13 protein-coding genes are annotated in these 12,501 nt (G+C 45.5%); 8 read left to right on the forward strand and 5 right to left on the reverse strand.

Features of this window, described 5'->3' with window-relative positions:
- Positions 1-197: 197 nt before the first annotated feature.
- The 4 genes from WOA13_RS05935 (at position 198) to WOA13_RS05950 (ending at position 4,191) form a co-directional block, all read left to right on the forward strand.
- Entirely contained in the window at positions 198-731 is a 534-nt protein-coding gene (locus WOA13_RS05935; RefSeq protein WP_233083764.1) for a hypothetical protein, read from the forward strand.
- 187 nt (positions 732-918) lie between these two features.
- Positions 919-2,724: an indolepyruvate ferredoxin oxidoreductase subunit alpha gene (gene iorA / locus WOA13_RS05940; protein ID WP_342127032.1), complete on the forward strand. Its 1,806-nt coding sequence runs from the start codon at positions 919-921 to the stop codon at positions 2,722-2,724.
- A complete protein-coding gene (locus tag WOA13_RS05945) occupies positions 2,721-3,311 on the forward strand; it encodes an indolepyruvate oxidoreductase subunit beta (protein WP_342127033.1) in 591 nt (196 codons plus the stop codon). The genes iorA and WOA13_RS05945 overlap by 4 nt, the downstream gene beginning before the upstream one ends.
- A gap of 40 nt (positions 3,312-3,351) precedes the next feature.
- Complete coding sequence (locus tag WOA13_RS05950; RefSeq protein WP_342127034.1) at positions 3,352-4,191, forward strand: DNA-3-methyladenine glycosylase family protein; 840 nt, start codon at positions 3,352-3,354, stop codon at positions 4,189-4,191.
- A 93-nt stretch (positions 4,192-4,284) separates the two neighbouring features.
- On the opposite strand, the gene WOA13_RS05955 is transcribed toward WOA13_RS05950, so the two are convergent.
- On the reverse strand, positions 4,285-4,677 hold the full coding sequence (locus WOA13_RS05955) for a hypothetical protein (protein WP_342127035.1): 393 nt from the start codon (positions 4,675-4,677) through the stop codon (positions 4,285-4,287).
- 204 nt (positions 4,678-4,881) lie between these two features.
- On the opposite strand from WOA13_RS05955, the gene WOA13_RS05960 reads away from it, so the two are divergent.
- Positions 4,882-5,034, forward strand: coding sequence for a hypothetical protein (locus tag WOA13_RS05960; RefSeq protein WP_342127036.1), 153 nt, complete (start codon positions 4,882-4,884; stop codon positions 5,032-5,034).
- Between the two features lie 56 nt (positions 5,035-5,090).
- On the opposite strand, the gene cca is transcribed toward WOA13_RS05960, so the two are convergent.
- Positions 5,091-6,431, reverse strand: a complete 1,341-nt coding sequence (gene cca / locus WOA13_RS05965) for a CCA tRNA nucleotidyltransferase (protein WP_342127037.1) — start codon at positions 6,429-6,431, stop codon at positions 5,091-5,093.
- Between the two features lie 245 nt (positions 6,432-6,676).
- Here cca and WOA13_RS05970 point away from each other — a divergent pair, with 245 nt between their 5' ends.
- The 3 genes from WOA13_RS05970 to WOA13_RS05980 all read left to right on the forward strand — a co-directional run bounded on the left by WOA13_RS05970 (position 6,677) and on the right by WOA13_RS05980 (position 9,207).
- Entirely contained in the window at positions 6,677-8,110 is a 1,434-nt protein-coding gene (locus WOA13_RS05970; protein WP_342127038.1) for a right-handed parallel beta-helix repeat-containing protein, read from the forward strand.
- A 204-nt stretch (positions 8,111-8,314) separates the two neighbouring features.
- Positions 8,315-8,845 carry a ferritin gene (locus WOA13_RS05975; protein ID WP_342127039.1) on the forward strand — a complete coding sequence of 177 codons (531 nt, stop codon included), beginning with the start codon at positions 8,315-8,317 and terminating at the stop codon, positions 8,843-8,845.
- 5 nt (positions 8,846-8,850) lie between these two features.
- Complete coding sequence (locus tag WOA13_RS05980) at positions 8,851-9,207, forward strand: carboxymuconolactone decarboxylase family protein (protein ID WP_342127040.1); 357 nt, start codon at positions 8,851-8,853, stop codon at positions 9,205-9,207.
- Positions 9,208-9,483: 276 nt separating this feature from the next.
- Here the strand turns inward: WOA13_RS05980 and ahbC are convergent, their stop codons facing one another.
- From ahbC to cobA, 3 genes are all read right to left on the reverse strand, one after another.
- Positions 9,484-10,689 (reverse strand): 12,18-didecarboxysiroheme deacetylase, encoded by a 1,206-nt coding sequence (gene ahbC, locus WOA13_RS05985; protein WP_342127041.1) that lies wholly within the window; start codon positions 10,687-10,689, stop codon positions 9,484-9,486.
- 71 nt (positions 10,690-10,760) lie between these two features.
- Positions 10,761-11,564, reverse strand: coding sequence for a uroporphyrinogen-III synthase (locus WOA13_RS05990; protein ID WP_342127042.1), 804 nt, complete (start codon positions 11,562-11,564; stop codon positions 10,761-10,763).
- Positions 11,565-11,642: 78 nt separating this feature from the next.
- Positions 11,643-12,395 (reverse strand): uroporphyrinogen-III C-methyltransferase, encoded by a 753-nt coding sequence (gene cobA / locus WOA13_RS05995; RefSeq protein WP_048205700.1) that lies wholly within the window; start codon positions 12,393-12,395, stop codon positions 11,643-11,645.
- Positions 12,396-12,501 lie beyond the last annotated feature (106 nt).

Consider the following 12,501-nt stretch of genomic DNA (forward strand, 5'->3'; position numbering starts at 1 on the left):
AACATCGCAAAGATGTTAGTGGGGTTCAGCCAGTCTTGACGGAATAACTGAAACCCCAAGCCAAAAGGCAAGGTTAGCTTTTGAAGTTTGCAATGATATAGCAGAGCTTTGCTTTCTGATATAAGAGCACGGTAAAAATTAGAAAGTGAAACATTGTTTCACTTTTATCTTTATCAATGCAAATATAGGATGTAGTCATGAAACTTAGAAGCATAAATTTCCCGCTGAAAAGAACCCTTATTGGTTTAGGCATTCTGACAGTAATGTCTTTGATCGTGATCGTCGCCTGGTACTTCCCGTTTGAGTCTGATCTACCTGGAAGCAATGTTTACATTGAAAACACAGAGACTAATGCTATTAAAATAAACGAAACGCATTCAAGAGTTACTCTGTCAATGGATCTCACTTACTTGTACAAGGACTCCTTTCTTCACACCAATAAAGGTGATATGACAGATAGCTTACCTGTTATTATCCAGATAAAATCCTCGTCTCCAATTAATGGAACATATATTGATAGAAATGCTCATCTGGAATTCGAAGAAGAGACCGTTTTACACTATCAGGAAACTGACTCATATGAATGTACCTTCGATCTGGAATCTGGAAAGGATTATTACATATCGATCGATGTATTGATTAAAGAAGAATTTGACAATCCACATCCATATTATGGAGAATCCAGATTGGATTTGTTAGGTGGCCTCCTGATTGAAACTGACTTAAAGTGATAAGCAAGATCGATTATGTTAATTGATGGTTGGAAAATCGGATCATGAAGAAGCTGAACAATCGCGAGAATAGCCAATACCCATACACCAACGTACAACAACAAACATTCCAAAAAAGAATCGCCTGCCGGATTTTACCTACATATTTATCAATGATGGACTATTATCAAAACGGCAGGAGATTAACATGAGCACACGCGAGTATATGCTTGGAAACGTGGCGATCGCACGCGGTATCGTGGAAGGAGGAGGTAAAGTTATCTCCGGGTATCCCGGTACGCCTTCTTCTGAGATCGTTGACACGTTATCTGCAATGAAAGAACGTGATTTCTACGTTGAATGGTCCGTTAATGAAAAAGTTGCTATGGAGGTTGCTGCAGGAGCTGCCATGACAGGTGTGCGTTCTGTGGTAACAATGAAACACGTCGGTCTAAACGTTGCAGCAGACCCTCTTATGACACTGGCCTACATGGGTGTCAAGGGCGGAATGATCATCATTGTCGCTGATGATCCTGCATGTCATTCATCACAAAATGAACAGGACACACGTAAGTATTCCGAATTCTCACTTATGCCATGTCTCGACCCTTCCACACCACAGGAAGCAAAGGACATGATACCATACGCATTCGAGCTTTCCGAGAAGTTCGAGATCCCTGTGATCTTCAGGCCAACAACAAGGATATCACACGGTAAGTCCGAGATCGAGCTTGGAACTATCACCGATCACAAGGCAGAGGCAAAGTTCGAAAAGGACACCTCACGCTGGGTAATGGTACCTGCCAATGCAGTAATTCGTCACCCGCACCTTCTTGGAATACAGGAAGGAATCATGGAGGAGCTTGAGAACTCACCATGGAACGAGCTTACCATAAACGAGAACTCAAAGATCGGTGTCATCGCATCCGGTCTAGCCTCAGTATATGCCAAGGAAGCAATGGAGGAACTCGGTCTGGAAGCATCATTCCTGAAGATCGGAGCATATCCTGTTCCTGAAGGTCTTATCAAGAAGATGTACGAACAGTGCGAGACAGTGCTTGTCATCGAAGAGCTTGAGCCGATAGTCGAAGACCGCTGCAAGGTCATAGCAAAGGACATCGAAAGCCCTGTGAAGATCCTCGGAAAGACCGGCGGATACGTCCCAAGGGTCAGCGAGCTCAACATCGATAAATGTACAAAAGCAATGGGAGAAGCATTCGGCATCGAAGTCGATGTTCCGGAAATAGCTGAACCGGAACTTGAACTTCCACCAAGGCCACCAGCACTATGTGCAGGATGTTCACACCGTGCTACCTACCATGCAATGCTGAAGGTATTCGGCAAGAGAGCTGTGTTCCCAAGTGATATCGGATGTTACACGCTCGGTGTACAGAACGGAACCGTCGATACAACACTCTGTATGGGTGGAAGCATCACCGTTGCATCAGGAATCTACGATGCAGGTGAGAAGCAGCCGATCTGCTGTTCAATCGGAGACTCAACATTCTTCCACACAGGTATCAACGGACTGCTCAACGCTGTCTACAACAAGTCCAACATCACAATTACCATCCTTGACAACCGTATCACCGCAATGACAGGCCACCAGCCAAACCCTGGCATGGGACTCACATCCACAGGCGAGCCTACAAAGGAGATCGACATGGAACTCCTCTGCCGCGGACTCGGTGCCGAATTCGTGGAAACCGTTGACCCATACGATGTCAAGGCAACCGAAGAAGTGTTCAAGCGTGCAAAGGACTTTGAAGGTCCAGCTGTTGTCATCACAAGACAGGCATGTGTTATCCACGCTCGCAGAGCTGGTGTCAGACGTGTACCTTTCAAGGTAGATACAGAGAAATGTATCGGATGTAGAATGTGTGTCAACCTCGGATGTCCTGCAATCGAGTTCGATAAGGAAACAAAGAAAGCACATATCAATGCAATGTGCACAGGCTGTGGACTCTGCAGTGCGACCTGCAAGTTCGATGCTATCGTGGAGGTGCAGAAATGAGCAGCAAAGCTTCTGAATTCGATCTTGTGATCTCAGGTGTCGGTGGTCAGGGAACCATCCTTGCATCTGACATCATCGGCAGGTCAGCAGTCCTTGAAGGAAAAGGCGTAAGGGCAGCAGAAACTCACGGAATGGCACAGCGTGGCGGTTCAGTGGTCAACCACGTACGTATTGGATGCGAGCTTGGTTCCATGATCCCTCTCAAGGGAGCAGATTGCCTCCTGGCACTTGAGCCGGTGGAAGCCCTGCGTTACATCGAGTTCCTCGCAGATGACGGTGTCATTATCATGAACACCGAATCAGTCTACCCGGTAACTGTAACAACAGGAAAGGCACCATACCCTTCCGTTGACAGCATCGTGGAAAAGCTGAAGGAAACACACCGTGTCATCGCTTTCAACGCTACCGAGATGGCAGCAGAGGCCGGAAGCAGGCAGGCAATGAACGTCGTGCTTGTGGGAGCAGTTTCCAACTTCCTGCCGGTCAAGACAGAAACCCTGCTTGAGCGCGTTAAGGAAATGGTTCCTCCAAAGACCATCGATACCAACGTAAAGGCTTTCGAGACAGGAAGAAGCATGGTCGAATAAGACCATACTTCAATTTCTTTTCTTTTTGATCTGACCAGAGATGTACACCATCAGCACAGAGGATTTCGACCTGGACTATACGCTTGACTGCGGCCAGGTGTTCCGCTGGGACAAGGACGGTGACTGGTGGACAGGCGTGGTCAACAATGCCGTTGCCCGCATAAGCCAGAACCCAAAGACAGGTGAACTTCTGGTCGATTCATCCCTCGATGAAGATTTCTTTTATCAGTATTTCCGACTCGACGACGACCTGCCCGCGATATTCGAGCAGATCAACAAAGACGAGCACATGGATATTGCCATCAACAAGTATCGCGGATTACGCCTGATACGCCAGGAACCCTGGGAATGCCTTATCTCCTACATGCTCGCCACCGCATCCAATATCCCCAGGATCAAGAAGAACATATCCATGCTTTCAGCAATGTTCGGGGAAAAACTGGAAGACGACCTTTACAGCTTCCCGAAAGCAGAAGACCTTGCATCAACCTGCTGCGATGATCTCTGTGAATGCAAGATGGGATTCAGGACGGCCAGAATAATCAAAGCAGCAAACGCAGTAGTCACCGAGGACATTGTCCTTGATGAACTGTTCCAGCTTGACTATCATGACGCAAAGAAAGAACTGATGTCACTGGAGGGTATCGGTGAGAAGGTCGCTGACTGCATCGTGCTGTTCGCATTCGATAAGATGGAAGGTTTCCCTGTGGATACCCACGTGGAGAAGATCGTCAGGACCTATTACGGCGACGATCCGTTTTTTGAAGGAAAGGCTACCAAGACAAAAATAGGGAACTGGGGCAGGCACTACTTCGGGAAGTATTGCGGGTATGCCCAGCAATATCTGTTCTATCAGAAGCGGCTTGAAGGGCTTGTCTAATTATAATTGGCATATCATTCCACATACTGTGATATTGTCCTGCTCAATGACTTGAAATAACATACCCCTTGCTTCATCTCTCCAGTCTCATATTCATAATCTTTCATGTGGGAACATCAAAGTAAAATTATCATCCTCATACATTTCCATGTCCACAGTTCTCATTTTTCCATCCGGGAACTCGACCTCGCCGATATAACTCGATTCAACTGGATCCTCAAAGCCATGGCTTAATGTTCTCACAAGCAAACTACAATTTCGAATCAGGTCCAAAAATTTTGGCATATTCACCGTCTCTCCATCCCCTTCGAACATTCCTGCTTCCATTATTCCCCTGCTCACATAACCAAAGAAAGGAGGAGCCAATCGATTCCCATCAGGACTTAAAACCTTACCAAGGTCAATGAATTTGCCATCTCTCACTGCATCCTGAATAGTATAAACCTCTCCGGACAAGTCCTCAATACCTTTATTTTCATCTGACATTTTCATTTCTCCCCATACTTACATGAGAATTGAGAGTTAATGGGTTATCTCCCTTTTGCAAACTTCTTCATACAATGTAACTTACCTTTAGAAAAAACGATCTTCTTCAACAAATTCGATCAACACCAGCTTTTAATCTTAATAAAGCATTGATATAAATGTAATTCATTATTTTTAAAATTGCATTGTCAGGAGATGTTATGTGTGCCAAGAAACATGTGTACATGGAAAAAAGAGGACATCAGAGAAAGGGAAGATGAATTCAAAGAACTTGTCACAGGTGCAAAATTCTATTGCAAAAACTGTGGAAGGGTATCAAATGATATGAAGTACCTTTGCAGACCGGGGAAACTCTAAATCGATCATGACATTCAACGTTCCTATCATTTCCACGGGATATTTACAGATGACTCTCAGAGCCATCCGTTGAGGAAACTTCGCAATCCCTCATCCTTGAGATCAAGGATCTGCTCGCCCTCAAGAACGGTGAAACCTTCTTTTACGCTTTTAGAGATGTGCTTTCCAAGAGAACATCCTGCAACCTCGGATTCCAGCAGATTTACTGCATCAGTATATCTTCTAGGGATCTCAGCAACATAGAAACCGTCCTGAATGGTCAGTGAGTAAGCGTCCGGGTTGTCCACATATTTTCTCCTGAAAGCCTCGGCATGAGCTCGCACCCATACAGGTGGACCCCTGTGCCTTTTCACATCAGGCAGCGTCTTTGAGATCAGCTCAAGGAAGACGACGGAATCTTCGCCACTCCACTTGCCTGCTTTCAGGACAGTGAATTCGTTCTTCTCAAGCAGTGGTATGATAGAGTGTTCCATCTTAGCGAACTGAGGGTAGAAGATGTCATCCACCACATCCGGCGTCTTGAAAACGATTGCTACCAGTGATGTTCCACGGAGGTCCATCCTGTCCAGCAGCTCAGCATCGGATAGTGGAGGTTCCTGAGAAGCGAAGAACATGCTTTCATCGGAATCCTCAAGGAAGCTTCTGGAAGCATCAATGAATGTGCAGAACTTATCCAGTGAGAGTGCTGCAGCCACATTCCTTCTGGGGTCTGTGGGGTCGATAACAACAAGAGGGTCCTCAAACTTCTGGGCACCATGCTCCATAAGGTCAAGAAGCAGACCCGGACGCCACTCAGAAGCAGCCTCCAGCACTTTTTCGAAAGAACCGTAACTGATCACCAGAAGCTCTGTGAGATAACCTGAGAATCCTTCGGTCTTAAGCTCGGAACCATAGACACCGGTCCCTTTCATGAACTGCTTGAGCAGCAGCACATCGTCCTCGCGACCACTGAGATTTGCTTTTATGAACTCGTTGTGGAATGGTGTCCTGTCCACTGCGGAAAGGATGCATTCTGCACTGGAAACGCTGTAACATGGAACAAGATCGACATCAAAGCCACCGTACTTCATCTTGACATACGGATGCTCAGCATAGTGCTCGTCCCACTCCTGCGCCTCTTTTGCTATCTGGCGACCAACGGAGAGACCATAGCTTTCAAGGTCCTCGCGGCTTGTGTCATCGGGGAACATGATGAATATATCGAGATCGTGGGTTCCGGATATCCAGGTGCCCCGGGCAGCCGAGCCTACAAGCTGGGTCTTCACACCCATCAGGCCGACCTTGAAGGTGATGCTATCGATCTTGTACATCAGCTCATTTGCCACTTTTGTAAGGTACTCCCTTTCTTCATCTGATGGCTTGATCTTATTCAGGATTCTTTTTTTGATATCTTCCATGTTCGCTCTCTCAATGGTAGTTCTTGTATGTACTACTCCTCAAAAGTATAAAACCATTTGAGATGAGCAGTGAAGGATCACAGCCAGTTGATAAAAGTCCGTTAGCTCCCATCCTCATATTCTATATTTATCGAGTAAATACGACTATGGTTCAACCCCTATACCCCACACAGTTAACATATTTGCGCGATGTCTTAATATACAACTTCATTGAAATATATTGACAATGTTGGGCGTGGGAATAAATGCAAATGAAATCAGGTAACACCTTCTATATTGCAATAACAATTATCTTTTTGATAGTAACATCGAATAGTGTAGCAGCGAGTACGATTATTGTTGGCGATAGTGGGAATGCAGATTATACTACTATACAGGCAGCCATCGACGCTGCAAACAATGGTGATACGATCCTTGTTTATCCTGGAAAGTATTCCGAAAATATTGATGTGGACAAGGAGTTAGCAATAATAGCAGAATCTGGAAATCCAGATGATACGACTGTTCAAGCCGCAGACCCAAATGATCACGTATTTCATGTAACTGCAAATAATGTGACAATTAGTGGATTTAATATAACAGGTACCAATATTACAGAAAGTGTAATCGAAGCATCGGGAATATACATTGATGGAGCTCCTGAATTTGTAATTACTAATGACAGTGAAGTTTACAATAGTATCATTACAAATAATAAGTTGTATAACAACAGCGTCGGTATCCTTCTGTTGCTCTCCAACAACAATAAATTGGAAAATAATTCGGTATTAGGTAATCATTTTCCCATAATGATGGCATTTTCCAACAATAGCAAAATCAACAACAACGTTGTGTTAAACAGTGAAGCTGGAATTCTTATTTTTGAAGGCAATAACAACTTGATTGGCAATAACAATGTTTCGAACAGTGGTTTTGGTATTGGTACGAACTATTACTGCAACAACAATACCTTCATCAATAACATGGTTTCCAACAATGAAAATGGCATAGGTATCGTAAATTCTGAGAATAATACACTGATTAATAACACTGCAAACTCAAACAAACGTAAGGGTATCTATCTTGATTCTTCCCATTACAACCTTCTGGAAGACAACACAGCAAATTCAAACGGAGAACATGGAATCTACCTTGACCATTTTTCCAGTGGAAATTATCTGGGAAACAACACTGCTTCGAACAATAACCATGGGATCATGTTGTATTATTACAGCGACCATAATTCATTGATCAATAATACTGCAAATTCGAACGAACAATATGGTATCTATCTGAATGAAACCAGTAACAACAGAATAGAGGGAAACACTGCAAACTCGAACAAACTGCATGGGATATATCTGAAATCTTCCACCTTCAACACAATTATTAACAATACTGCAAACCTGAACGACCACCACGGCATCAGCCTCAATCAATCCAATAATAAGACAGTGAACACCGATATCATAACACATGATTTAAAATATTGCAAGTTCCTTGAAGATTCCAGCAATAACAATACCGTAAGTGGAAATCATCTATTCGACAATGGCAAAGGTCTCGTTGCAAATATTTCTGAAAATAACATCTGTATCAACTACATAAACGATAGGGGAATTACCGAGATACCTTTTGTCGGCTCCTTGCTGACATTGATCATGCTGGGAATTGCATTTATGTTCATGAGAAGAGAATGAGATGCAACGGGGTAAACTAAAAGACTGTTGAGACGGTGGAAGTCAAAGCAGCCAATACAGATAACCATTTATACAGTTTGAAACCATATTTCACTGTACTTTCAAAACAAAAATCCCATTCGAAAGGCTCAAGGGGAAAGGGAATTATCGGGGAGCCTGTGCTGAAATGGAACTACAGTAAATCACTACGGAGGAGTCTCTAAAATGATAAGTGAAAAGATGACAGATGCGCTTAACACGCAGATAAACAAGGAAATGTATTCCGCATATCTTTACATGGCAATGTCAGCTTACAGCTCTAACATCGGGCTTAACGGATTTGCGAACTGGTTCATGGTCCAGTACCAGGAAGAGATGTTGCATGCCATGAAGCTCTACAACTATGTTAGCGATCAGGGAGCACCTGTCAAACTCATGCAGATCGACGAACCACCACAGGAGTTCGGCACTGCACTGGACATGCTCTATGCAACACTTGAACATGAGCAGTTCATCACAAAGTCAATCAATGATCTCGTGGACCTTGCCATCGAAGAGAAAGACCATGCAACCCACATCTTCCTCCAGTGGTACATCACCGAGCAGATCGAGGAAGAGGGCAATGACAATGAGATCATCGACAAGCTCAAACTTGCAGGCGAGGAAGGTAACGGCCTGTTCATTATCGACAAGGAACTCTCAGCAAGGGTATTCAACCCGCCTGCAGCAGTGACCGACTGGACACAGATCAGGTGATATTCATGACAGACACAGAAGAGATCAAACAGGTCAAAGGCTCCATGCCAAAGGCCATCAGGATGGCAAAGGAAATGGACGATGACTTCGGCCAGGGACTCGCAGGATTCTACAAGGCTATCTGGAAGGACAGGGAAGACGGCCTTTCAATGAAGAACAAGCACCTGATGGTCTTCGCCATAGCATGTTCAAAGAACAACACCAACAGTGCCAAGAAGATCCTTGTGAAGCTCAAGAAACACGGTGCCACAAGGGCAGAAGTACTGGACGCAATGATGATGGCAGCATGGACTGGCGGCATCCAGAACTTTACAGACATTAGCACCGATGTGCTGCCTGAAATGGATAAACTTGGTTACTAAGACCTGATTATCGGGTCTTTACTTCTTTTTTGCCGGATCGATTCCAACCTGTAGCCAGAAGTATTGCTAATAGCAAAGCATGGTTATATTTTTCACTGGTATGCTAACGCGCTTAAGCTGAAATGTTCCACTCCCGAACACATCCATAAAGGGTGACCTCCAGTGCCAGCAAATAACAGGACTGAGTGAAGGATTTATCCCGTGTTATAAATTGTCAGTGAGGTGTTGAGCGTAGCTCATCACCTCGGTCCGCGCTCCAGAAGCGAGATCTGGAGCTCACTCTTCGTCGTCGTAATAACCGATCTCTTCCTTTGTCAGGTAGCATGCAGGGTCATCCGCCCAGACATTGCCATAAACAGCCTCGGCCCGTACACGGAAATTACCGTTGCAGACATCGAACCATTTGCACTTTGCACACCTGTCGGCATTTGCTTTGATGAGAGGCTTCCTGTCCTTAAGACCTGCCATAAGCTCATCGTCAAGGTCGGTCCAGATCTCGCTGAACTTTCTTTCCTTCACATTACCAAAGGTGTAGTGTCTCCAGAACTGGTCAGGGTGTACTGAACCGTCCCATGAAACGCAGCCAAAACCGATACCTGTGGAATTACCGCGGTTCATCTGCAGGAGTTCGTAAACCTCATCTGCACGTTCAGGGTTCTCCTCTGCCAGTCGCATGTAGATGTACGGACCATCACAGTGGTTATCCACTGTCAGGACCTCAACAGGCAATCCCTTGTCATGAAGCTGCTTTGTGCGGTCCATGATCAGGTCCACCGTCTTGCGGCTGTCTTCCAGTGAGAGGTCATCATCGATGATCTTGGTACCCCTTCCGGCATAGACCAGATGGTAGAAGCAGATACGTGGAATGTTCTCTTCTTCAAGCATATCGAATATCGCAGGAATGTCAGCTACATTCTGCTTGTTAATGGTAAAACGCAGTCCCACCTTGATGCCCTCTCTCTGGCAATTGCGAAGACCTGCCATTGCAGCATCGAAAGCACCTTTCATGCCACGGAACTTATCGTTGGTCTCACGCACACCGTCAATAGAAATGCCCACATAGGAAAGACCGATCTTCTTGAGCGTCTTTGCCATTTCCTCGTCGATGAGAGTACCGTTGGTTGAGATAACCGCACGCAGTCCTTTGGAGATTGCGTATTCGGCAAGCTCAGGAAGATCCTTGCGCATCAGGGGTTCTCCGCCTGAGAAAAGGACCACGGGTGAGCCGAACTCTGCAAGGTCATCGATCAGTTCCTTGCCCTGCTCGGCGGTAAGTTCGTCCTTGTAATCAATGTCCTTTGATTGTGCATAGCAGTGAACGCAGCGAAGGTTGCAGCGTCTGGTCACGTTCCAGACTACAACAGGCTTCTTGTCCTTTGCAAATTGCAGCAGGTGTGACGGAAGACGTTTTGAATCCCGCCCGTAACGAAGGGCGTCTGATGGTTCAACGGTTCCGCAATAGAGTTTTGAGATTCCTATCATTGTGATCCTCCTGCAATATTAGTCAATTGATCAATTTTTTTGATTTCCGTTTTTCGTTTTTAAAATTTCACTTAGTTGTTCTCAAGTGCTTCCTTAGCAACCCTGAGAATTTCCTTGAAAGTGTATTCATCAGGTGTGACGTTCACTTCAACCCCATGTTCCTTCAGGGTATTGGCAGTTGGAATGCCGATGGCAGCCACAAGTGAATCTGCAAGGACTTTCCTGATCTCCTCGCCTGCTCCCATTGATGCTGCCTGGTCAAAGAAACTGCGCACCATCATGGAGCTTGTAAATGCAAAGACATCGATCTCCCTGTTGAGGCTTCTGGTAATAAGCTCCTCCTGAAGTGGTCCCTTTGGCATGGTCAGGGTGTAGACCTTTGTCTCAAGCACGTTAGCACCGCAATCCCTGAGGCCGGTGATCAGCAGTGTTGAACCGTAAGCACTCCTTGCAGTATCGATGTTCTTGCCTTTCACATCAGGACAGAGGTATTCCACCAATCCTTCCGAGCTGTAGACTCCAGGCATGCCCAGAACATCCACACCAAGCTTTTCCAGCTGTTTGCGGGTGGTCGGGCCGATTGCGATCACTTTGGTCTCGTTGAGAGCTTCGATGAATTCATCACGCCTGTCCTCCGGGATCTTGTCCAGAGTGAAATCAATGCCATTGGCACTTGTAAATATCACATAATCGGACCTGCGTGAGAATACATTCTCTGTGAACTCGTCGAAGTACTCATCCTTCATGGCCTCAAGCTCGATCATGGGAACGGCCACTACATCGAAACCAAATGATTCCGCAAGTTTCCGGGAACCTGACACATATCCCTGAGGTCTCATGATTGCAATTACAGGCTTACGATCAGTTGCATCCATATGAACATCTCTTAATTATCAAATATAAATTATCGAATATCACTTAAATTTACTATCAGGTAGCAATTTGCGAACTCTTCAGATCATGGAACCGAGTATCTCATGCAGCTTGACAACATCACCAATTACGGTAAGTGCCGGTGCCTTTACATTCTGCTCCTTTGAGATCTGTGCGATGGTACCGACTGTTCCGACTGTCACGCGCTGGTCAGGACGTGTTCCCCTCTCAACCATTGCAACAGGTGTCTCGGGATCCTTTCCGAATTTCATGAGCTCGTTCATGTTACGCTCAAGCATCTTGACGCCCATGAAGATTACAATTGTACCGCCAAAAGCTGCAAGTGTCTCCCAGTCAAGGGCTGTCTCTTCCTTGGTAGGGTCCTCGTGTCCTGTTATGAAGGTCACCATTGAAGCATGGTCCCTGTGGGTTACCGGAATGCCTGCATAGGCTGTGGCTGCAAGTGCAGATGTGATACCGGGTACTACTTCGAACTCAATGCCTGCTTTGACAAGTTCCTCAGCCTCTTCTCCACCACGACCGAACATGTACGGGTCGCCGCCCTTAAGACGAAGCACATTCTTGCCTTCCTTTGCCTTCTCAACGATCACATCGTTGATCTCGCTCTGGGTCAGTGTATGATCGCCTGCATGTTTGCCGGCATCTATCTTTTCAGCTTCTTCAGGCATGGTGTCCAGGATCTGCTTTCCAGGAAGCTGGTCATAAACGATAACATCAGCTGTGTCCATAAGTCTGCGTGCCTTCAGGGTCATCAGTTCAGGGTCACCGGGACCTGAGCCTACAAGATATACTTTTCCGTATTTTTGAGCCATATTACCAGATATCCTCAATTTCTATTTTCTGATGGTAAGAACTTGATACAATAAATAGATTGATACTATATTCCAAGGGGTGGCAACGAAACATTAAGAACAAAAG

Origin of the sequence: Methanococcoides sp. LMO-2 (assembly GCF_038432375.1) — an archaeon.
GTDB classification, from domain to species: domain Archaea; phylum Halobacteriota; class Methanosarcinia; order Methanosarcinales; family Methanosarcinaceae; genus Methanococcoides; species Methanococcoides cohabitans.